This is a genomic window from Streptomyces sp. NPDC003943 (assembly GCF_053605265.1).
This window is the reverse complement of sequence record NZ_JBSGIW010000018.1, coordinates 67,072-88,820: the sequence shown is the minus strand read 5'-3', so window position 1 is coordinate 88,820 and position 21,749 is coordinate 67,072. Positions and strand designations below refer to the sequence as shown.

The window sequence follows — 21,749 nt, the reverse complement described above, 5'->3', positions numbered from 1 at the left end:
CGCAGCTCCCTCCAGCTGCCCCTCCACCGTCGCCTGTCGCGGCCCGCGACACGAGGTGTACGCGGCACCCGTCTGGGCGCCTCGATGGTGGCCGGACCACCGCCATACCCCGCGGGGGGATCTGACAGACTCGCCGCACGGGCTTTGACCGGTGCGACGCACCGCCGGACGATCGGGGCGAGGCAGCACGGGCCGGGCTCCGGTTAATGCCCCAGGCCGGGGCCCGCGCCTGTGCGCCTTGCCTTCTTCCGGTCCGCCGGCGGCGGGGACGGGTTCCGTACGGACGGGTAGACCCGCCGGTAACCCGGCCCGCCCGGACCCCCGTCGACGCGTCGTGACGGTCCGCCCGGGTTCCGGCGACGCGGCCGAAACCGGCCCTCTGGCCGCCGTCGACGCGTCGGTATCCGGCCGTCCGGCCCTCCTCGTCACCCCGTCGGTAACCGTTCCGCCCGGCCCCCGGCGCCTGGCCCGTAACCGGTCCGCCCCGGCGCCTCGCCCGTAACCGGCCCGCCCCGGCGCCCCACAGGTGACCGGTCCGCCCGGGACCACCGACCCGGTGACGACTAACCTGGCTCCATGGGATTCCGCGCGCAGCTGCCGGTCGTCGGGGTGGTCGCCGCGGGCGGCGCGCTCGGCGCCGTGGCGCGTTATGCCGCGATCCTCGCGTGGCCCACTCCCGCCGGCGCCTTTCCCTGGACGATCCTGGCCGTCAACGCGGTCGGCTGCGCGGTCCTCGGCGTGATCATGGTTCTCGCGACCGAGACCGTCACCCCGCCGCATCCGCTCCTGCGCCCCTTCCTCGGCACCGGCGTGTGCGGCGGTTTCACGACGTTCTCGACCTACGCCCTCGACACCCAGCGGCTGCTCGCCGCCGGCGACGCGGCCCGCGGCCTGCTCTACCTCGCGGCCACCGCCGTCACCGCGCTCGCCGCAGTGGCGGCGGCCGTGCTCGCCACCCGGGCCGCCGTACGAGCCAGGAGGACGGCATGACCGCACGCAGACGGCTCGCGGGCCGGGCGCTCCGCATGACGATCGTCGTCGGCGAGACCGACACCTGGCACCACCGCCCGCTCTACAGCGAGATCGTGCACCGCGCGCACGCCGCCGGGCTCGCCGGCGCCTCCGTCTTCCGCGGCATCGAGGGCTTCGGCTCCTCCGCGCTCGTCCACACCACCCGGCTGCTCTCGCTCACCGAGGACCTGCCGGTCGCGGTGCTGGTCGTGGACACCGAGGAGCGGGTCCGGGCCTTCCTGCCCGAGCTGGAGGAACTGCTGACGGACGGCGGCCTGGTGCTGCTCGACGACTGCGAGGTCGTACGGTACGGGCCCGGGGAGCCCACGGAGTGAACTGGCTGCTCGTCGTCGTGGGCGCCGCCGTCGGCGCGCCCCTGCGCTACCTCACGGACCGCGCCGTCCAGGCCCGCCACGACTCCGTCTTCCCCTGGGGCACGTTCGTCGTGAACGTCGTCGGCTCGCTGATCCTGGGCCTGCTCACCGGCGTGGCCTCGGCCCGGACCGGACTGCTGCTCGGCACCGGCCTGTGCGGCGCCCTCACCACGTACTCCACCTTCTCCTTCGAGACCCTGAAGCTGTACGAGGGCGGGGCCCGCGCCTACGCGGCCGCGAACGTCCTCGGCAGCACCGCCGCCGGTCTCGGCGCGGTGTGGCTGGGCGTCGAGCTGGCCAAGGGCTTCTGAACCTCCCGTACCCGGCGTCAGGACCGTCAGGATCGCGTCAGGACGGAGGCCGTCGGCGTCAAGAGCGCGGGAGGGCCGCGGGGGCCCTCCGGAAACGGACCGCACTCTCAGGGCGCGGAGGAGCCTCCTGATACGGCGGCGGGGACCGACCCCGGCGCCCGGCACGGAGCCCGGCACGGCGCGCTGGGCGCGGCGGGGGCTCGGGGTCGGGGGGGCTCGGGGTTCAGGCGTTCGTCTCCGGGGCTCAGAGGCCCGAGACCCGGAACACCCGCTCCGCCGTCTCCCGGTCTATCCGCCGCTGCATCTGGTGCAGGGCGGTCTGGCCGCACAGCAGCGTGCCGTCCCGCAGCGACGTGCGGGCGGCGGCGTCGACGAGCTGCCACAGCGGCGGGTTGACGATGAGGACGTGCGGGTCGAGCTCGGCCCGGCCGCCGTCCCTGTCGCGCAGCACGAGCCGCTGCGCCACGCCGTTCGACCAGCGCACGGACGCGAGCCGGTCGGTGCGCACGGTGTGCCGCGTCCACAGCCCGCGCACGCTGAGCCGGCCCGGGGCGGCGCTCACCCGGGCCGGCAGCAGGATGACGAGGAGCAGGACGGCGAGGCCGACCCACAGCGCCACGCTCCAGGTCCGCAGCCCGCCGTCGATCGCGTCCATGACGAGGAGGGCGACGAGCAGCAGCCCGGCGCAGCCGACGGCGGTGCGGGCCTCGCCGGCCCAGGTGGTGTCATGGGCGGTGTCGGGGGGCTCCGCGTCGTCGGCGTCGGGACGGACCTTCATCGGCTTCATGGGGTGCATGTAACGGACGCTAGGTCCGCACCTCGGGACCGCCACCGGCTCTGACGGACCGCTTACGCCGCGTGCGGCAACCTTGACGCCCGCCTGACGGGCCGGACGGGCCCGGTCACGTGGTGCGTGGACTCGCGCACGAGGCGGAAGCCCGCGGTCCAGGCGAGCAGCCGGCTCGGCCGGTTGTCCCGGGAGCAGCACCAGCCGGCGGTGCGGCCGCGGGCCGCGATGTCCTCGGTGAGTCCGGTGACACAGGCGAGGGCGAGCCGCCGGGGTCAGGCCACGGACGTCCCGTGTGCTCGAAGTGGAGCGGCCAGGAAGGACTCTAGGCCGGGCCGGGGGCGAACACCCGGGCCGCGGGCGGGTGTTGACGTCACTCTGACGGACCCCGTCAAAGCCGCGTCAGGAAGGGCCGACACCCCGTCAGGAGAGCGTCAAGGGGCGTCGATCAGGTGCTCGAACAGGCCAAGACTGATCGGCACGGGGGAGCGGACGCCCAGTCCGCGGCGTGATCTTGGAGGGCGAGTGAGCCTCACCGCCGGAAATACGCAGCACGGTCCGGGCGCGGGGGCCCGGACACCAGCCGCAACACTCCCCCGCAGGCGGGAGGTGCCCCCAGCGACGGCCGTACGGCCACCGGGCCCGTCCGGGCCGCGATCACGAGGGGGGTCGCGGCCCGGCCACCCGGCGGAGGAAGGTTCCGAGGAACCGTTCCTCCGCCGAGTGGCGGGCCGGTTCGCCGACACCGCCCGCCGCCACACCGCCACCACCCCGGCCCGGCTGAAACTCGCCCGCGCCGCCGTCCTGGTGGTCCTCGTCGCGTTCGGAGCCCTGCTGCTGCGCTCCGGCCTCGCCGCCGGCCGCGCCTGGGACACCGCCGAGCACACCCACGCGCCCACCATCACCAGCGCGGCAGGACTCGACCTGGCGCTCGACGACATGGACGCCCAGGCCGTCAACATCCTGCTGTCCAGCGGCGACGCCGGAAAGGGCCGGCTCGACCAGTCGTACGTCAAGGCCACCGGCTTCTACGACGACGCCCGCCGCACCGTCAGCCACGAGCTGCGCGTGCTCGCCGTCGCCGCCGAGGGCGACCCGGCCGCCGAACGCACCGTCGACCAGCTCACCGAGAACTTCGCGATCTACCAGGAGCGCATCGGCCGCGCCCTGGAGAACGACGCCCGGCCCGGCGGCAAGGCCGACGCCCGCACCGACTACCAGTCGGCCAACGAACTGCTCGTCACCGAACTGCTGCCCGAGTCGGAGACCCTCGTCCGCGTCAACGACACCGCCTACCTGGCCGACTCCACCGACGCCCGCGACGCGCTCGACGCCGAGAACCTCACCCTGCTCGCCCTCGGCGGCCTGCTCCTGCTCGCGCTCGGCGCCCTGCAGTGGTTCCTGGCCCGCCGCTTCCAGCGGATCCTCAACCCGGGCCTCGTCGCCGCCACGCTGTGCGCCGTCACCGCGCTCGTCCTGGCCGGCCAGGCCCTCTCCGGCACCGCCGAGCAGATGCGGGTCGCCCGCCACGACTCGTACGACTCGGTCGTCGCCCTCTCCAGGGCGCGTGCCGTCGCCTACCGGGCGAACGCCGACGAGAGCCGCTACCTGCTCTTCCCCGACCTGCGGACCACCTACGAGGGCCTGTTCCTGGAGAAGTCCCAGAAGCTGTACGGCATCAAGGGCGCCGGCCTCGACGCGTACCCCGCCCGGCTCGACACCACCTGGGCCGCCTACCGCGCCGACCACTCCGACCTGCGCTTCACCGGCGAGTTCCGGCGCGAACTCGACAACATCACCTTCCCGGGCGAGCGCGCCGCCGCCGAGCGCACCGTCGACGCGTACGCCACCTACCAGCACGACGACCACGCTCTGCGCACGCTCATCAAGCAGGGCAGGGAGCGCGAGGCCGTCGTCTTCTGCATCGGCTGGCAGCCCGGCCAGTCCAACGCCCACTTCGGCGCCTGGATGACCGAGCTCCAGAAGCTCACCGACATCAACCGCGCCCACTTCACGAGCGCCGTCGGCGAGGGCCGGGCCGACCTCGGCACCCTCCTCCCGGCCTCCGCCGCGGCCCTGCTGCTCGCCGCCGGGCTGCTGGTCCTCGGCCTGCGCCCGCGCCTCGCCGAGTACCGCTGAGACGCGGACGCGACGGTTCGTCATGCGCCTGTACGACGACGACTTCGCCGCCACCGTCTCGCGCACCCTGCGCGCCTCCCACCCGGACGCGCTCACCCGCAGCGTCTCCGCCCTGGCCGCGCCGTCCTTCGCCGCCGCCATGATGGGCCGGCACGTGCTCGGGGTGATGCCGGTCGAGCGCGGCTCGCTGCTGTTCACGGTGGTGGACGTGGCCGGGCACCCGCAGCTGGAGGGCTACTCGGTGCACCAGGCGTTCCGGGAGCACGAGTGGCGGGTCCTCGCCGTGGTGGCGGGCCGGCGGGCCCGTACCGGCGTCGTCGACGGACACCCTGGCCGGCTTCCGGCCCACCGAGACGCCCGGCCTGGACTGGCGGCCGTCCCACGGGCGGGTGCTGCGGGCCGGGGACCGGGTGGTTCTGGCCACCACCCGGCGGGGGCTCGACTTCCTCCTGACGGGGGTCCAGCCGCACCCTCCGGAGCGCCGTTGAGCGGGTCGGACCGGGCGTGACCGTGCGGCTGACCGAAACCGGCGTAGGGGATGCGTCAAGACGGACATCAGCGGCGTTAGGGGCACGTCAACAGCGGCGGTGACCTGGCCGAAAGGCGGTTTCCTCGTCTCGTCAGAAAATCCGCTCTCTCTGTCAGGAGCTCACGATGGCCGACGTGGCCTTCGTGGTCACCACGCTCGCGGTCTTCGCGCTGGTGGCCTTCATCGCCAAGGGGGTGGCGAAGCTGTGACTGCCGAGAACATCGTCGGCCTCGTCGTCGCCGTCGCCCTGCTCGGGTACCTCGTCCTCGCCCTCGTCAAGCCGGAGAGGTTCTGAGCCCCGACATGAGTCCCGTCCTTGCTGGGGTCCTCCAGCTCCTGGCGCTGATCGTCGCCCTCGGCCTCTCGTACCAGCCCCTGGGCGAGTACATGGCGCGGGTCTACTCCTCGGACAAGCACCTCAAGCCCGAGAAGTGGATCTACAAGGCCATCGGTGCCAATCCCGACACCGAGATGCGCTGGCCCGCGTACCTGCGCGGGGTGCTCGCCTTCTCCGCGGTGAGCGTTCTCTTCCTCTATCTGCTGCAGCGCGTCCAGGGCTCCCTGCCCGGCTCGCTCGGCTTCGTCTCCATCGACCCGGACCAGGCGTTCAACACGGCCGCCTCCTTCGTGTCGAACACCAACTGGCAGTCGTACTACGGCGAGCAGGCCATGGGCCACGTCGTGCAGACCGGCGGCCTCGCGGTGCAGAACTTCGTCTCGGCGGCGGTGGGGATCGCCGTGGCGGTGGCCCTCGTGCGCGGCTTCGCCCGGTCCCGTACCGGTGAGCTCGGCAACTTCTGGGCCGACCTGGTGCGCGGATCGATCCGCATCCTGCTGCCGATCTCGGTCGTGGGCGCGCTGATCCTGGTCGCCTGCGGCGCCATCCAGAACTTCGCCGGCATCCACGAGGTCGGTCAGTTCCTGGGCGGCAGCCGGCAGTGGAACGGCGGCGCGGTCGCCTCCCAGGAGGTCATCAAGGAGCTGGGCACCAACGGCGGCGGCTACTTCAACGCCAACTCGGCCCACCCCTTCGAGAACCCCAACGGGCTCTCGAACCTCTTCGAGATCTACCTGATCCTCGTCATCCCGTTCGCGCTCACCCGCACCTTCGGCCGCATGGTCGGCTCGATCAAGCAGGGCTACGCGATCCTGGCGACCATGGGCGTCATCTGGCTCGGCTTCGTCGCGCTGATGATGTGGACCGAGTTCGCCCACCCGGGCCCCGCCTTCGACATCGCGGGCGGCGCGATGGAGGGCAAGGAGACCCGCTTCGGCGTCGGCGGCTCGTCGATCTTCGCGGTCACCACCACGCTGACCTCGACCGGCGCGGTGGACTCCTTCCACTCCTCCTTCACCGGCTTCGGCGGCGGCATCACCATGCTGGGCATGCAGCTCGGCGAGATCGCGCCCGGTGGTGTCGGCTCCGGCCTCTACGGCATGCTGATCATGGCGATCGTCGCGGTGTTCATCGCAGGTCTGATGGTGGGCCGCACCCCCGAGTACCTGGGCAAGAAGATCGGCACCCGCGAGATGAAGTACGCGGCCTGCTACATCCTCGTCACCCCGGCGCTCGTGCTGATCTTCACCGCGCTCGCGATGGCCCTGCCGACGCCCGCCGACTCGATGACGAACACGGGCGCGCACGGCTTCTCGGAGATCCTGTACGCCTACACCTCCGGCGCCAACAACAACGGCTCCGCCTTCGCCGGCCTGAACGCCGACACCACGTGGTTCAACACGACGATCGGCATCGCGATGCTGCTCGGCCGCTTCCTGCCCATGGTGTTCGTGCTCGCGCTGGCCGGCTCGCTCGCCGAGCAGACCCCCGTCCCCGAGACCGCGGGCACCCTGCGCACCGAGAAGCCGCTCTTCACCGGCCTGCTCGTCGGCACCATCATGATCATCACCGGTCTCACCTACTTCCCGGCCCTGGCGCTGGGTCCGCTCGCCGAAGGGCTGGCAGCATGAGCACCCTCACACCCACTCGCGCCCCGCACGACGAGGACGCGAACCGGGCTCCGCACAAGGAGTCCGAGGCAGGACGGGTCGGCGGGGGCCTGTTCGACCCGAAGCAGCTGCTGAAGTCGCTGCCGGACGCGCTGCGCAAGCTCGACCCGCGCGTGATGGTCAAGTCGCCGGTCATGTTCGTGGTCCTGATCGGCTCGGTGGTCACCACCGTGCTCGCCGTCAAGAACCCGGGCGACTGGTTCGGCTGGGCGATCGCCGCCTGGCTGTGGCTGACGAACATCTTCGCCAACCTGGCGGAGGCCGTGGCCGAGGGCCGCGGCAAGGCCCAGGCCGACACCCTGCGCAAGGCCAAGACCGACACCGTGGCGCGGAGGATCACCAAGACAGGCGAGGAGCAGGTCCCCGGCACCGAGCTGCGGATCGGCGACCTGGTGGTCTGCGAGGCCGGCGACATCGTCCCCGGCGACGGTGACGTCGTCGAGGGCGTGGCCTCCGTCGACGAGTCCGCCATCACGGGCGAGTCCGCGCCGGTGATCCGCGAGTCCGGCGGCGACCGCTCGGCCGTCACCGGCGGTACGAAGGTGCTGTCCGACCGCGTCGTCATCAAGATCACGACGAAGCCCGGCGAGACCTTCATCGACCGCATGATCAACCTGGTCGAGGGCGCCGCCCGGCAGAAGACGCCGAACGAGATCGCGCTCAACATCCTGCTGGCGTCGCTCACCATCGTCTTCCTGCTGGCCGTCGTCACCCTGAAGCCCTTCGCGATCTACGCGGGCGCCGACAAGCAGACGTCGATGATCGTGCTGACCGCCCTGCTGGTCTGCCTCATCCCGACGACCATCGGCGCGCTGCTCTCCGCGATCGGCATCGCCGGCATGGACCGCCTGGTCCAGCGCAACGTCCTCGCGATGTCCGGCCGGGCCGTCGAGGCCGCCGGCGACGTGTCCACGCTGCTGCTCGACAAGACCGGCACCATCACCCTCGGCAACCGCCAGGCCGCCGAGTTCGTGCCCGTACGCGGTACGACGGAGGCGGAGGTCGCCGACGCCGCCCAGCTCTCCTCGCTGGCCGACGAGACGCCCGAGGGCCGCTCGATCGTCGTCCTCGCCAAGGAGAGGTACGGGCTGCGCGAGCGCCACCAGGGCGAGCTGACGCACGCCGAGTGGATCGAGTTCACCGCCCAGACCCGTATGTCGGGTGTCGACCTCACGGAGGACGGCACGGTCCGCCGCGTCCGCAAGGGCGCGACCGGCTCCGTCATCGCCTGGGTCGAGGAGCGCGGCGGCACCGTCGCCGCCGACGCCCGCACCCTCACCGACGCGATCTCCGAGGCCGGCGGCACCCCGCTGCTCGTCGCCGTGGAGGACGCCAAGGGCGCCCGGGTCCTCGGCGTCATCCACCTGAAGGACGTCGTCAAGGAGGGCATGCGGGAGCGGTTCGACGAGCTGCGCCGCATGGGCATCAAGACGATCATGATCACGGGTGACAACCCGCTGACCGCCAAGGCCATCGCCGAGGAGGCGGGCGTCGACGACTTCCTCGCCGAGGCCACCCCCGAGGACAAGATGGCCCTCATCAAGCGCGAGCAGGCCGGCGGCAAGCTCGTGGCGATGACGGGTGACGGCACGAACGACGCCCCGGCGCTCGCGCAGGCGGACGTCGGCGTGGCGATGAACACGGGCACGTCGGCCGCGAAGGAGGCCGGCAACATGGTCGACCTCGACTCCAACCCGACCAAGCTCATCGAGATCGTCGAGATCGGCAAGCAGCTCCTCATCACCCGGGGCGCGCTCACCACCTTCTCCATCGCCAACGACGTGGCGAAGTACTTCGCGATCATCCCCGCGATGTTCGCGGTCGCCTACCCGGGCCTGGACAAGCTGAACATCATGCAGCTCGCCTCGCCGGAGTCCGCGATCCTGTCCGCGGTCGTCTTCAACGCGCTGATCATCATCGCGCTCGTGCCGCTGGCCCTGAAGGGCGTGCGCTACCGGCCGACCAGCGCCGACAGGATGCTCCGCCGCAACCTCGGGCTCTACGGACTCGGCGGCCTGATCGCCCCGTTCATCGGCATCAAGATCATCGACCTGCTCATCTCCCTCATCCCCGGAATCGGCTGACATGAACAACTCCGTTGGAAACGCCGGGCGGTTGCTCTGGGCGGGCCTGCGCGCCCTCCTCGTCCTCACGGTCGTGTGCGGCCTGATCTACCCGCTCGTCGTCACCGGTATCGCCCAGGCCCTGTTCGACGACAAGGCCAACGGCTCGGAGATCAAGGACGCGAGCGGCAGGGTCGTCGGCTCCGAGCTGATCGGGCAGACCTACAACCTGCCCCTGAAGAACGGCGAGGAGACCGCGAGCGCGGACCTCAGGTGGTTCCAGCCGCGCCCGTCCAACGGCCTCGGCGCCAACTCCGTCAACACCCGGTACAAAATCATCCTCTCGGGTGCGACCAACCGCTCCGCCGACAACGGCGCCGTGACCGACAAGAACGGCAAGGCGTACTGCCCGGAGAAGCCCGCGGAGGGCACGCTCTGCGCCCAGGTCGTCGACGCCGAGGCGGCCGTGATCAAGGACAACTCCACGGCCGGCTTCAAGGTGAAGCCGTCCGACGTCCCCGCCGACGCCGTCACCTCCTCCGGCTCCGGCCTCGACCCGCACATCTCCCCGGAGTACGCCAGGCTCCAGGTCCACCGGGTCGCGGAACTGAACCACCTGACCGTCGCGCAGGTCGACAGGCTGGTCGCCGACCACACCGACGGCCGGATCCTCGGCTTCATCGGCGAGCCCCGGGTCAACGTGCTCCGGCTCAACATCGCACTGAAGGCGCTCGTCTCGGCCAAGGGCTGAGCATGGCGTCATCCACACGGCAGGCCACGGGCCCGGGACACCTCCCGGGCCCGTCGGCCATGAACAGGAAGGCCCACACGGATGACCCGGGTACTGGTCGTGGAGGACGACCCGCAGCTCGCGCGGGCGCTGGTCATCAACCTCCAGGCGCGTACGTACGAGGTCGACGCCGCGCCCGACGGGGCCACCGCGCTGCGCCTGGCCGCCGACCGCCGGCCGGACGTCGTGGTCCTCGACCTCGGACTGCCCGACATGGACGGCCTCGACGTGATAGCGGGGCTGCGCGGCTGGACGCGGGTGCCGATCCTGGTGCTCTCCGCCCGCACCGCCTCCGAGGAGAAGGTGCTCGCCCTCGACGTCGGCGCCGACGACTACATGACCAAGCCGTTCAGCATGGACGAGCTGCTCGCCCGGCTGCGCGCCGCCGCCCGGCGCCGCGAAGCCGTCCCGGAGACGGAGGTCACCACCGTCGAGACCGCGCACTTCACCGTCGACCTGGTGGCCCGCAAGGTACGCCGCGACGGGAGCGACATCCGGCTCACGCCGACCGAGTGGCACCTGCTCGACATCCTGGTCCGCAACCCGGGCCGGCTGATCGCCCAGCGCCGGCTCCTGGAGGAGGTCTGGGGCGCGAGCTACCGCGGCAACACCAACTACCTGCGCGTCTACATGGCGCAGCTGCGGCGCAAGCTGGAACCCGACCCCTCGCACCCGCGTTACCTGATCACCGAGTCCGGCATGGGCTACCGCTTCGAACCGGGGGACACGGCCGATGGCTAGGCGCGGCAGGCTCCGGATCTACCTGGGCGCGGCGCCCGGCGTCGGCAAGACCTACTCGATGCTCTCCGAGGGCCACCGGCGCGTCGAGCGCGGCACGGACTGCGTGGTGGCGTTCGTCGAGCACCACAGCCGGCCGCGGACGGAGGTGATGCTGCACGGCCTGGAGGTCGTACCGCGCAAGGAGATCGAGTACCGGGGCAGCACCTTCACCGAGATGGACCTCGACGCCGTGCTGGCCCGCAGGCCGGCCGTCGCGCTCGTCGACGAACTCCCGCACACCAACGTGCCCGGCTCGCGCAACTCCAAGCGCTGGCAGGACGTCGAGGAGCTGCTCGCCGCCGGCATCGACGTCGTGTCGACCGTCAACATCCAGCACCTGGAGTCCCTCGGCGACGTCGTCGAGTCGATCACCGGCGTACGGCAGCGGGAGACCGTCCCCGACGAGGTCGTGCGCCGCGCCGACCAGATCGAACTGGTCGACATGTCGCCGCAGGCGCTGCGGCGGCGCATGGCGCACGGCAACATCTACAAGCCCGACAAGGTCGACGCGGCCCTGTCCAACTACTTCCGCCCGGGCAACCTCACCGCCCTGCGCGAACTGGCGCTGCTGTGGACGGCGGACCGGGTCGACGAATACCTGCAGGAGTACCGGACCGAGCACCAGGTCTCGCAGATCTGGGCCTCCCGGGAGCGGATCGTCGTCGGCCTGACCGGCGGCCCCGAGGGCCGCACCCTGATACGGCGCGCGGTCCGGCTCGCCGAGAAGGGCGCGGGCGGCGAGGTCCTCGCCGTCTACATCTCCCGCAGCGACGGCCTGACTTCGGCGTCACCGAAGGAACTGGCGGTCCAGCGCACCCTCGTCGAGGACCTCGGCGGCACCTTCCACCACGTCGTCGGTGACGACGTCCCGGCCGCGCTGCTGTCCTTCTCCCGCGGGGTCAACGCCACCCAGATCGTCCTCGGCGTCAGCCGCCGGCGCTCCTGGCAGTCGGTGCTCAGCCCGGGCGTCAGCGCCACCGTCGCCCGCGAGTCCGGGCCCGACCTGGACGTCCACATCGTCACGCACGACGCGATGGCGAAGGGCCGGGGGCTGCCGGCCGCCCGGACGGCGCGGCTCGGCCGGGCCCGGATCGTCTGGGGCTGGCTGGTCGGCGTGTTCGGCCCGGTCCCGCTGGCGCTGCTGCTCGCCCGGCTGGCCCCGGACATGGGGCTCGCCAACGACATGCTCCTGTTCCTGTCACTGACCGTCGCGGCGGCCCTGCTCGGCGGGCTGCTGCCGGCGCTCGCGGCGGCGGCCGTCGGCTCGCTCGTACTGAACTACTACTTCACCCCGCCGGTCGGGAGGCTGACCATCGCCGACCCGGAGAACATCGTCGCACTGGTGATCTTCGTCGGGGTCGCGATATCGGTCGCCTCGGTCGTCGACCTGGCCGCCCGCCGCACCCACCAGGCCGCCCGGCTGCGCGCCGAGGCGGAGACCCTGTCCTTCCTCGCCGGCAACGTGCTGCGCGGCGAGACCGGGCTGGCGTCGCTGCTCGAACGGGTCCGGGAGACCTTCTCCATGGAGTCCGTGGCGCTCCTGGAGCGGTCCGGTGACCTGGAGCCCTGGAGCTGTACGGCGAGCGTGGGCGCCGCGGCGCCGGTGGCCCGGCCCGAGGACGCCGACGTCGACATGCCGGTCAGCGACCATCTGGCGCTCGCCCTCACCGGCCGGGTGCTGCCCGCCGAGGACCGGCGCGTCCTCGGCGCCTTCGCCGCGCAGGCCGCCGTCGTCCTGGAGCGGCAGCGGCTGGTCGACGAGGCCGAGGAGGCCCGCCGGCTCGCCGAGGGCAACAAGATCCGTACGTCCCTCCTCGCCGCCGTCAGCCACGACCTGCGCACCCCGCTCGCCGGCATCAAGGCGTCCGTCTCGTCGCTGCGTTCGGACGACGTCGAGTGGACCGAGGACGACAGGGCCCTGCTCCTGGAGGGCATCGAGGACGGCGCCGACCGGCTCGACCACCTCGTCGGCAACCTCCTCGACATGTCCCGCCTGGAGACCGGCACCGTCACCCCGGTGATCCGCGAGACCGACCTCGACGAGGTGGTGCCGATGGCCCTCGGCGGCGTCCCCGAGGGCAGCGTCGACCTCGACATCCCCGAGACGCTCCCGATGGTCGCCGTCGACCGCGGCCTGCTCGAACGGGCCGTCGCCAACATCGTGGAGAACGCCGTCAAGTACAGCCCGGCCGGCGTCCCCGTCCTCGTCAAGGCGGGCGCCTTCGCCGACCGCGTCGAACTCCGCGTCGTCGACCGCGGCCCCGGCGTCCCCGACGAGGCCAAGGACCGCATCTTCGGCGCCTTCCAGCGCTACGGCGACGCCCCGCGCGGCGCGGGCGTGGGCCTCGGCCTGGCGGTCGCGCGCGGCTTCGTCGAGGCGATGGGCGGCTCGCTGACCGCCGAGGACACGCCGGGCGGCGGCCTGTCGATGGCGATCACGGTGCCGCGCGCGATCACGGTGCCGGTGCGGCCGTAGGGGCCTGCTGCGCCCGGGAGCTACGGTGCGGTCGCGCCCGCCGTGCGGGTGTCGTGCCGGTGCCGCGGGCCGAGCGCGCGCAACTCGTCGAGCACGGTCGTGCCACCGGGCGGCGGGGTGAAGATCCGCAGGCGCTGGTCCGCCGCGGGCGTCGCGAGCACCTCGCAGTCCAGGTCGATCCTGCCCAGGTCGGGATGGACGAGCCGGTACGGGTGCGACCTGCGCACGGCGACCTCGTGCCGGTCCCACAGCGCCGTGAACTCCGGGCTCGCGGCCCGGAGCCGCGTCACGAGCGAGCGGGACGCCGGGTCGTCGCCGCGGCGGGTCGTAGCGGCCCGCAGGTCGGCGACCAACTGACGGGCCTGCTCCTCGTGTTCCTCGACCGCGAAGTGACCGCGGACGCCCGGGTCGGTGAACCAGCCCAGCACGATGTTGCGGTCCTCCTCGGCGACCGAGCACACGCACCCGAACAGCGCGAGCGCCAGGTCGTTCTGCGCCAGCAGGTCGCCCAGATCGCTCACCACCTGCACGGGCACGCCGTCCAGACGGTCGAGGAGGAAGCGCAGGCCCGGCCGCAGGTACTCCCCGGCCCGCGCGTCCTCCGGCGGGCGGTGCCCGGCGAGCAGGTACAGGTGGTCCCGCTCATCCCCGGTCAGCCGCAGCGCGCCCGTCAGCGCGGCGAGCACCTGCAGCGAGGGCTGGGAGCCGCGGGCCTGTTCGAGCCGCATGTAGTAGTCGGCCGACATCCCAGCGAGCATCGCGACCTCCTCGCGACGCAGGCCCGGCGTCCGCCGCCTCGGCCCTTCGACGAGCCCGACGTCGCGCGGCGTCAGCCGCTCCCGGGACCGGCGCAGGAAATCGGCGAGGTCGGGACGGTTCGGTGTCATGTCTTCCGAGCCTACCGACGTCGCGAAAGGAGATCCTGGGACCGCCGATCCTAGGGAAGGCGCTCCGCTCCCGCGGTGCCGGCGAAGGCCGCACGATCGACACACGGCCCGTCCAGGGCCTGTCCGACGAGAAGATCGGTGGTCGCACCATGAGGGAATCCATGCTGGAAGTGCCGGGCGCGCGACTGCGCTACGTCGTCCGCGGCGAGGGCCCGTTGCTCCTGCTCGTGGCCGGCGGCCACCACGGTGCCGACGCGAACGAACCGCTCGCCCGCCACCTCGCCGACCGGTACACCGTCCTCACCTACGACCGGCGCGGCCTGTCCGGGAGCACCACCGACGCCCCCGCGACGACGCTCGCCACGCACGCCGACGACATCTCCCACCTGCTCTCCGCCCTCACCGCGGAACCCGCACTCGTCTACGGCACCAGCATCGGCGGGCTGATCTCGCTGGAGCTGACCGTCAGGCACCCCGAGCAGGTCGGGGCGGTCATCGCGCACGAACCGCCCGTCGCGCACCTGCTGCCGGAAGCCGGGCGTGCCCTCGCCCTCCGGCAACTGCTCACCGTCGAGGAGACCTTCAAGGCGGCGGGCCCGGCGCCCGCGATGGGCAGGTTCGCTGCCGACCTCGACATCGATCCGAACGACTGCGAGCCGGATGTCCCGGCACGCGCTCCGGACCCCGACCGCCTGCGGAACGCGGCGGCCCTCCTCACCCACGACATGCCGTCCATCAGGGCAAACGCCCTCGACGTGGCCGCGCTCAAGTCCTCGCCCGCCCGCGTCGTGCCCGCCGCCAGTGAGAACTCGGCCCACCTCTGGCCGCACACGTGCGCCGCGATGCTCGCCGGCGAACTGGGGACGCATCTGGAGACGTTCCCCGGCGGCCACAACGGCTACGTCTTCCACCCGCGCGGAACCGCGGCACGGATCCGCGCGATACTCGGTTCCTGAGCCGCGACGCGCCCCAACGGCCGCCTTCGGCCCAGCCGGGTATTCCCCGGAAGTGGCACGCGTGGGCGCCGCGCGGGGCCGACAGGTCAGCGGCCCGCCCGCGACCTGCCCGGCAGGAGCAGGGCCGGTACGAGGGCCAGCGCGAGGAGCGTCGCCGCCACCGCGTACGTGATCCGGAAGCCGGCCGGGTCGATGCCCGCCGAGCCGAGGACCACCGAGCACAGGGCCGTGCCGATCGACGCGCCCACCTGCGAGTTGATGCTCAGGGCCGTGCTGGCGGCGGCGAGCCGGTCCTTCGGCAGGCCACGGCTCGCGATGGTCATCGTCGGCATCAGGACCATGCCCGCGCCGGCGCCCATCACCATCGCCGAGCCGACCACCTGCCAGACCGGCGCCCCGTCCCGGCCGGTCTGCACCGCGCTGAGCGCCATGCCGAGCGCCGCGAGGGCGACGCCCGCCGGGATCAGCCGCCGCGGCGCGACGGAGTCGATGCGCCGGGCCGCGACCTGCATGGCCAGGCCGACCGTCAGGCCGACCGGGATGGACAGCTGCCCGGCCGAGCTCGCGCTGAACCCGCGTACGCCCTGCCAGTAGAGCGGGGCGAGCAGCATCGAGCCGAAGTAGCCGCAGGTGAACAGGGCCAGGGTGCCGATCGCGGTGGCGAAGGTGCGGTCGCGCAGCAGCCGCAGGTCGAGCAGCGGCGCACGGGCCGTCAGGGCGCGCCGTACGAAGGCCGCGACGAGCAGCACCCCGGCGGCCGTGGGCAGCCACGCCCCGAGGGCCGTGAAGTCGCCGGCCTCGCCGCCGCGCGCGAGCCCGTAGAGCAGCACGGCGAGACCGGGGGAGAGCATCAGCAGACCGGGGACGTCCAGGCGCGGCGCCGGGTCGCCGGCGCGCGGCGCGTCGGGGCGCAGGAGCCGGGCCGCGAGGAGGAGCGCGGCCGCGCCGATGGGCAGGTTGACCAGGAAGATCCAGTGCCAGGAGGCGGCGTCGACGAGCCAGCCGCCGAGCGTGGGGCCGATCACCGGGCCGACCAGGATGGGCAGTCCGCCGACGGCCATCGCCTTGCCCAGCCGGGCCGGGTCGGCGGCACGCATCGTCATCGCCATGCCGACCGGCATGAGGAGTCCGCCGCCGAGTCCCTGCACCGCCCGGAAGGCGATCAGGCTGCCCGCGTCCCAGGCGCAGGCGGCGAGCAGCGAGCCGAGGGTGAAGAGGGCGAGCGCGGTGAGGTAGGTGCGCTTGGCGCCGATCCGGCCCATCGCCCAGGCGGCGGTCGGGATGACGGCGGCGAGCGCGAGCGTGTAGGCGGTGGCGGTCCACTGGATGGTGGTCAGCGGGGCGTGGAAGGCCGTCGACAGGCTGCGCAGCGCGACGTTGACGATGGTCATGTCGAGGACGGACATGACGGAACCGATGACGGTGACGGCGAGGACGCGGCGGAGCGGAGTCCCGGCCGTGCCGTCCCCGGAGGCGCGGCGCGCGGCGAGCTGGGTGGTGCTCATGACCGTGACTCCTCAGGCCTGGTACGGGCGCTCGGCGCGGGCGGTACGCAGGGCCCGGCCCCACCAGGTGAGCTGGCCCAGCATGCCCTTGGCGGCGCCCTCGGCGATCGTCCCGTCGAGCGGGGTGCCGTCCTCGCCGAGCCCGTTCCACGGGCCGTGCAGGCTGACCTGGTCGCGCACGGTGGTGGCGTGCAGCTCGGCGAAGACCGTGCGCAGCTGCTCGACCGCGCGCACGCCGCCGCCGAGCCCGCCGTACGAGACGAAGCCGACCGGCTTGGCCTGCCACTGCGGGTTGTGCCAGTCGATGAGGTTCTTCAGGGCCGCGGGGAAGCTGTGGTTGTACTCGGGCGTGATGACCACGAAGGCGTCGGCGGCGGCCAGCTTCGGTGTGACCTGGGCGAGCGCGGCGGTGGCCCGGGCGCTGGGCGTGCCGCCCCAGCCCGGCATGGCGAGCGGCAGGTCGACCTCGGCGAGGTCGATCACGTCGAACTCCATGCCGCCGTGCCGCTCGGCGACGCCCAGGAACCAGTCGGCGACGGCGCGGCCCTGCCGGCCCTCGCGGACGCTGCCGACGAGGACGGCGACGCGCAGCGGGGCGTGGGCGTCGGTGGCGTTCTCACGGTTCTCAACGGCGGTCGTGGACATGGGTGTTCCCCCTCCAGGAGCGGCCGGGACGCCCGCTGCGTCCGGCACACCAAGAAGGTACAACGCTCGTTGTAAAAAGTGCAACGCTCGTTGTACTTGCGGGGCCGTACGGGGGTAAGGTGCCGATATGAGCAGCAGCAACGACGCCTGGATGGAACGGGCCCGGCGCGAGGTCCCGCCCCGCAAGCTGGAGAAACAGATCGCGATCGTCCGTCAGGCCTGCCGGGTCTTCGGCCACGAGGGCTACGCGCGCGCCTCCGTCGACTCGCTCGCCGCCGCGGCCGGCGTCTCGACGCGCACGCTCTACAACCACTTCCCGGGTGGCAAGGCCCAGCTGTTCCAGACCGTCATCACCTGGACGGCCAACGAGGTGCGGGACGCCCAACTGGGCACCATCCACACCCTGCTGAACCCGGAGCGGCTGCCCCACCCCGACACGCTCGAACGCGATCTCGTCGCCGTCGCCCGCGCCTTCGCCGACCTGATCACCGACTACCCGGACCACTTCGCCCTGGTCCGGCACATCCACGCCGAGGCCGACCACGTCCCCGCAGAGGTGCTCGCCGCCTGGCGGGAGGCCGGGCCCGCCTCGGTCGCCGCCGCCTTCGCGACCGCGCTGACCACGCTCGCCGACGGTGGCCTGCTCGACCTGCACGGCGACCCCGAGCTCGCGGGCGTGCACTTCACGGTGCTCACCTCGGGGCTGGTCCTCCAGACCTCCCACTACGGCGTCCTGCCGCTGCCGGAGGACGTGACGGACCGCCTGCTCAGGGGCGGCGTGGCGGCCTTCCTGCGCGCCTACCGGGCCGAAGGCACCGAAGCCGCGTAGGTGCGGGGGGCCGGCCGGGGCCCGGCGGCCCGCTCGGCCAGGACGAGCACGAAGCCGTGGTTCGCGGCCACCGACCGGATGTGCTCGGCCGACAGCGACCCGGCCCGCTCCAGCGTCAGCGCGGGCAGCCCGCCCCGCCCGTACCCCGCCGGACGGTGGAACGACACCACGCTCACCGACACCGGCGCGTGGTACGGGTACCGCAGCCGGGCCGCGCCGTCGTCCGCGTGCACCAGGACCCGTACGCCCGGCTCGTGGCCGAAGTCCCGCACGGCACTTTCGCCGCGCCAATGGGGCAGCTCCCGCGAGCGGTTGGCGGAGGTGACGAAGAGGAGGTCCGTACCGGTCCGCTCCTGCGCGGCGGCGAGGAAGGCGTTCGACGGGCAGTGCCGCCCGGGCGCGATGACCTGCACGGTCCGCACGCCGTCCCGGTCGGCCGTGAGGTGCCCGGGGATCCGGTCGGCGGCGGGCCCCCGGAAGCCGAACGGGCCCAGCTCGTACAGCTCCTCCATCAGCGACCGCACCTGCCGCCGCGGCAGGTCGGCCGGCAGCCGGGTCCAGTCGAACAGGCCCGGGATGCCGGCCGGGACGGTGGTGACGCTGCCGGCCTGCCCGTCCGGGCGCCCCTTGAGCCGGTTCACCCGGGCGACCACCTCGCGGTCGGCGCGGGCGGTCATCGCGTAGAAGTTGGCGAAGCCGTGCACGACGGCGCGCCCCTCGGCCAGCTCCCGGGCGGCCTGTCGTACCAGCTCGGCATCCCCCAGGACCAGCTCCGTGTCCTCCCGCAACGTCGTCACTCGCACTCCTCGCTCGCCTGCCTGATCGTTTACGGCGTGCAACGATCCGTCCCCCCTTCGGTCACCAGGCTCACCCGGCCGGAAACACCGCCCGGCGGAACGCGTCGCGGACCGCCGTCACCGGCCCGGTGTCCCGCGTGAAGTACAGCTTGTTGGTGAGCAGCACCGCCCAGCGCCCACGGCTCGGACTGACCCACATCCCGGTCCCGGTGAAGCCGTAGTGCACCCACACGTCGTCGCGTACCGCCGTGCCGGGCGCCGGATGCCAGAACAGTCCGCGTACGGGAGAGAGCCCGCCGGTACGGTCGCGCAGCGAGTCCGCCGCCCACTCCGCCCCGAACGGCGGCCGCACCGGGTCGAGCACCTGCCGCAGGAACCGCCCGAGATCACCCGCCGTCGAGAACGTCCCGGCGATCCCGCACGCCCCGCCGAGCAGCCGCGCCGAGAAGTCGTGCACGGTGCCCTGGAGATGGCGTCCGGACTCCTCGTCGTACTCCGTCGGCGCGCAGCGCGCGGCCGCCGCGGCGGGCAGCGGCCCGTACCGCGTCTCCGTCATCCCGAGCGGCTCCCACACCCGTACCTCCGCCAGCTCCCGCAGCGGCCGCCCGGTCAGGAACTCCGCCAGATAGCCGAGCACCAGCGCCGCCCGATCGGTGTACTCCACCGCCTCCCCGGCCCGCCGCCGCAACACCTCCCGCAGCACCCCGTCCCGCACGTCCTGCGGATCCGTCCCGTACAGCGCCCTGAGGTTGGCCCGCAGCGGCAGCCCCGCGGTGTGCGTGAGCAGCTGCAGCGCGGTGACGTCCCCGAGCGGATACCCGGCCACCTCCGGCCAGAAGCTCCCGAGCGGCAGCTCCAGTTGCAGTTTTCCCGCCTCGACGAGCGTCCCGACCACCGGCCACACGGCGATCACCTTGGTGAGACTGGCGAGGTCGAACAGCGTGTGCGGGACGGCGGGCCCGCGGTCCGGCGCGAGGCGCCCGACCGCCCCGCCCGCCGTCCCCCCGGAGGCGTCGCCGACCGCCCAGACGGCCCCGGGATACACCCGGTCGCGCACCCCGTCCTGGAGGAGCCGTCCGATGCGGGCGATACGGCCTGGGCCGAGCGTCGTGTTCACATCAGCTGTGTACCCGCGGCGACGCCACCGTCACCCGCGGCCGACCGCTCTTGCCCGGCCGGGCGAGCGGCACGGGCGGGCAGGACGGTGCCAGGCGCGGTTCATGCCAGCGGCCATGGGTTCCGCCGGGGATCCGGGCTGCCGAGACTCGACGGTGACCGCAGTGTGCGCCGGCATGGGCGGCGTACGCGTCCCATCGAAAGAGAGCGCACGTGTCCCCAGTACCCCGGGCCAAGCTGCTCAGTCGGGCGATCCTCGCGGGGACGTCCGCCTATCTCGTCGGCCAGGTGGTGCACACGGTCCTCAACACCAACCGGTGGCCGTTCTGCACCTTCAACATGTTCGCGTACCACAAGCGGGACCAGGCGCTGCAGATGCGCGTACGGCTGTTCACGGACGACGGGCAGGCTCTCGGGCCCACCGACCCGTGGTCGCTGCTGCCGCTGGAGTTCTTCCGCGTGGTGTCCGTACTGGAGCGTGTCTTCCACGCGCAGGACGACATCGAGGTCCGCGACCGGTTCTGCCGGCAGGCGCTGGAGCGGCTGAACCGTCGGAGCCGGCGGGCCTGGGACGAGGTGAAGGCGTCGTTCCGGCCGGGGCCGGGGCGCCGGTTCGTAGCCATGGAGCTGTACTTCGTCGAGGTCGACTTCCGGACCTGCTCGCCCTTCGACCGTACGGAGGTGACGTGGGCCGAACTCGTCCACCGGTACGACCCTACGGGCGTCGTGGCCCCTCGACAGGAGGCCACGCTCTGGCGGTTCGTCGAACCGCTCGTCGAGGAAGCGGAGCGGAACGAGGAGGCGCAGCATGCTGCCTGAGATCCCGGGGGCGCGCCGGCGCCTGGCCCTGGCACGGCTCACGACCGGTCTGGCGGTACTGAACACGCTCTGGCACCTGCCGCCCGGCGACGCCCTCGTCGACGAGTGGAGCCGGAAGGAGGAGGGCGAACAGGATTCCCCCGGCCGGCTGACCGCGGAGCAGTACGAGGCCCTGCGGCGGCTGGCCTTCGTGACGACGGCGGCCTGGACGCTCGGTGCCGAGAGCAAGGCCCTCAAGTTCGCGGCGAACGTGTCGTTCGCCGCCGTGCAGCGGCACGTGGCCCAGTTCGACCAGCGGGCGTGGAACTACAACTCCAACCTCAACGTCTATCTGCTCCTGCTCTCCCTGACCGACTCGCGCGGCAGCCTCGCCGGCTCCGGGTCCGTCTCCGGGTCCGGCTCCGGCTCTGGATACGAGGGTGGTGACACCGACTCGGACGAGGACGGACCGTCGTCCGAGGTCGCGACCGCCGTGCTGCTGGCCATGCGCCTCTACTACGGCTGCCTGTACTTCCAGTCCGGGCTCTCCAAGCTGCTGCTGAGCGGCCCGGCGTGGGCCGACGGCCGTACGCTGCGCGGGAGCTGGGCCGAGCTCGGCACCCGGGCCGGGAAGTGGCTCAGCCGGCGGCCGATGACGGTGGCGGCCACCGCCAGTGCCGCCACGCTCGCCTTCGAACTCCTCTTCCCGGCGGCGCAGATCGCCCTGCGCAGACGCCCCCGCGCACTGGGGCTGTCCTCGCTGGCCTTCCACGCGTCCATCAAGGCGACGATGGACATCTCCTTCTGGCACCACGCCGTTCACGCGCTGCCGCTGTTCGTCCTCGATCCCGGCACCGAACGGCACACGGCGCGATTGCTGCGCGCCTTCCGGAGGCGCTGAAAGGCTGCCGACAGGGCATGCCGACAGGGCGCACCGCCGGCCCCCCGA

The 21,749-nt window shown here is 72.7% G+C and carries 21 protein-coding genes; 15 read left to right on the top strand and 6 right to left on the bottom strand.

Annotated elements, in window-relative coordinates:
- Positions 1-576: 576 nt before the first annotated feature.
- From crcB (ACWEV0_RS11020) to crcB (ACWEV0_RS11010), 3 genes are read left to right on the top strand one after another with little or no spacing between them, the layout of a single operon-like run.
- Entirely contained in the window at positions 577-990 is a 414-nt protein-coding gene (crcB, locus tag ACWEV0_RS11020; RefSeq protein ID WP_453148423.1) for a fluoride efflux transporter CrcB, read from the top strand.
- Entirely contained in the window at positions 987-1,346 is a 360-nt protein-coding gene (locus ACWEV0_RS11015; protein WP_453148422.1) for a DUF190 domain-containing protein, read from the top strand. The genes crcB (ACWEV0_RS11020) and ACWEV0_RS11015 overlap by 4 nt, the downstream gene beginning before the upstream one ends.
- Positions 1,343-1,696: a fluoride efflux transporter CrcB gene (gene crcB / locus ACWEV0_RS11010; RefSeq protein WP_453148420.1), complete on the top strand. Its 354-nt coding sequence runs from the start codon at positions 1,343-1,345 to the stop codon at positions 1,694-1,696. Before ACWEV0_RS11015 ends, crcB (ACWEV0_RS11010) begins: the two co-directional genes overlap by 4 nt.
- A 244-nt stretch (positions 1,697-1,940) precedes the next feature.
- On the opposite strand, the gene ACWEV0_RS11005 is transcribed toward crcB (ACWEV0_RS11010), so the two are convergent.
- Entirely contained in the window at positions 1,941-2,492 is a 552-nt protein-coding gene (locus ACWEV0_RS11005; RefSeq protein WP_453148418.1) for a hypothetical protein, read from the bottom strand.
- Between the two features lie 714 nt (positions 2,493-3,206).
- Here ACWEV0_RS11005 and ACWEV0_RS11000 point away from each other — a divergent pair.
- The 8 genes from ACWEV0_RS11000 to ACWEV0_RS10965 all read left to right on the top strand — a co-directional run bounded on the left by ACWEV0_RS11000 (position 3,207) and on the right by ACWEV0_RS10965 (position 13,267).
- A complete protein-coding gene (locus ACWEV0_RS11000; RefSeq protein WP_453148416.1) occupies positions 3,207-4,622 on the top strand; it encodes a hypothetical protein in 1,416 nt (471 codons plus the stop codon).
- Between the two features lie 22 nt (positions 4,623-4,644).
- The gene (locus ACWEV0_RS10995; protein ID WP_453148414.1) at positions 4,645-5,130 is read left to right on the top strand and encodes a hypothetical protein; all 486 of its coding nucleotides are present in this window, start codon (positions 4,645-4,647) and stop codon (positions 5,128-5,130) included.
- A gap of 226 nt (positions 5,131-5,356) precedes the next feature.
- Positions 5,357-5,446, top strand: a complete 90-nt coding sequence (gene kdpF / locus ACWEV0_RS10990) for a K(+)-transporting ATPase subunit F (RefSeq protein ID WP_018845955.1) — start codon at positions 5,357-5,359, stop codon at positions 5,444-5,446.
- Positions 5,447-5,454: 8 nt separating this feature from the next.
- Positions 5,455-7,119, top strand: a complete 1,665-nt coding sequence (gene kdpA / locus ACWEV0_RS10985; protein WP_453148410.1) for a potassium-transporting ATPase subunit KdpA — start codon at positions 5,455-5,457, stop codon at positions 7,117-7,119.
- Positions 7,116-9,242 carry a potassium-transporting ATPase subunit KdpB gene (kdpB, locus tag ACWEV0_RS10980; protein WP_453148408.1) on the top strand — a complete coding sequence of 709 codons (2,127 nt, stop codon included), beginning with the start codon at positions 7,116-7,118 and terminating at the stop codon, positions 9,240-9,242. The genes kdpA and kdpB overlap by 4 nt, the downstream gene beginning before the upstream one ends.
- Position 9,243: 1 nt before the next feature.
- The gene (locus ACWEV0_RS10975; RefSeq protein WP_453148407.1) at positions 9,244-9,972 is read left to right on the top strand and encodes a potassium-transporting ATPase subunit C; all 729 of its coding nucleotides are present in this window, start codon (positions 9,244-9,246) and stop codon (positions 9,970-9,972) included.
- 81 nt (positions 9,973-10,053) lie between these two features.
- Positions 10,054-10,752 (top strand): response regulator, encoded by a 699-nt coding sequence (locus ACWEV0_RS10970; protein WP_453148405.1) that lies wholly within the window; start codon positions 10,054-10,056, stop codon positions 10,750-10,752.
- Positions 10,745-13,267, top strand: coding sequence for an ATP-binding protein (locus ACWEV0_RS10965; protein WP_453148403.1), 2,523 nt, complete (start codon positions 10,745-10,747; stop codon positions 13,265-13,267). Before ACWEV0_RS10970 ends, ACWEV0_RS10965 begins: the two co-directional genes overlap by 8 nt.
- A 20-nt stretch (positions 13,268-13,287) precedes the next feature.
- On the opposite strand, the gene ACWEV0_RS10960 is transcribed toward ACWEV0_RS10965, so the two are convergent.
- Positions 13,288-14,154 carry a helix-turn-helix transcriptional regulator gene (locus ACWEV0_RS10960; protein ID WP_453148401.1) on the bottom strand — a complete coding sequence of 289 codons (867 nt, stop codon included), beginning with the start codon at positions 14,152-14,154 and terminating at the stop codon, positions 13,288-13,290.
- 161 nt (positions 14,155-14,315) lie between these two features.
- On the opposite strand from ACWEV0_RS10960, the gene ACWEV0_RS10955 reads away from it, so the two are divergent.
- Positions 14,316-15,110, top strand: a complete 795-nt coding sequence (locus ACWEV0_RS10955) for an alpha/beta hydrolase (protein WP_453148399.1) — start codon at positions 14,316-14,318, stop codon at positions 15,108-15,110.
- A gap of 86 nt (positions 15,111-15,196) precedes the next feature.
- Here the strand turns inward: ACWEV0_RS10955 and ACWEV0_RS10950 are convergent, their stop codons facing one another.
- Positions 15,197-16,615, bottom strand: a complete 1,419-nt coding sequence (locus ACWEV0_RS10950) for a DHA2 family efflux MFS transporter permease subunit (protein ID WP_453148397.1) — start codon at positions 16,613-16,615, stop codon at positions 15,197-15,199.
- Between the two features lie 12 nt (positions 16,616-16,627).
- A complete protein-coding gene (locus ACWEV0_RS10945; protein WP_453148395.1) occupies positions 16,628-17,260 on the bottom strand; it encodes an NADPH-dependent FMN reductase in 633 nt (210 codons plus the stop codon).
- A gap of 127 nt (positions 17,261-17,387) precedes the next feature.
- Between ACWEV0_RS10945 and ACWEV0_RS10940 the strand changes: the two genes are divergently transcribed.
- Complete coding sequence (locus ACWEV0_RS10940; protein WP_453148394.1) at positions 17,388-18,089, top strand: TetR/AcrR family transcriptional regulator; 702 nt, start codon at positions 17,388-17,390, stop codon at positions 18,087-18,089.
- Here the strand turns inward: ACWEV0_RS10940 and ACWEV0_RS10935 are convergent.
- Positions 18,059-18,886 carry a hypothetical protein gene (locus ACWEV0_RS10935; RefSeq protein ID WP_453148392.1) on the bottom strand — a complete coding sequence of 276 codons (828 nt, stop codon included), beginning with the start codon at positions 18,884-18,886 and terminating at the stop codon, positions 18,059-18,061. The genes ACWEV0_RS10940 and ACWEV0_RS10935 overlap by 31 nt on opposite strands.
- Before the next feature lie 70 nt (positions 18,887-18,956).
- A complete protein-coding gene (locus tag ACWEV0_RS10930) occupies positions 18,957-20,003 on the bottom strand; it encodes a serine hydrolase domain-containing protein (protein WP_453148390.1) in 1,047 nt (348 codons plus the stop codon).
- A 212-nt stretch (positions 20,004-20,215) separates the two neighbouring features.
- Here ACWEV0_RS10930 and ACWEV0_RS10925 point away from each other — a divergent pair, with 212 nt between their 5' ends.
- Both ACWEV0_RS10925 and ACWEV0_RS10920 read left to right on the top strand, forming a co-directional pair.
- On the top strand, positions 20,216-20,821 hold the full coding sequence (locus ACWEV0_RS10925; protein ID WP_453148389.1) for a hypothetical protein: 606 nt from the start codon (positions 20,216-20,218) through the stop codon (positions 20,819-20,821).
- Positions 20,811-21,701, top strand: coding sequence for a hypothetical protein (locus ACWEV0_RS10920; protein ID WP_453148388.1), 891 nt, complete (start codon positions 20,811-20,813; stop codon positions 21,699-21,701). Before ACWEV0_RS10925 ends, ACWEV0_RS10920 begins: the two co-directional genes overlap by 11 nt.
- Positions 21,702-21,749 lie beyond the last annotated feature (48 nt).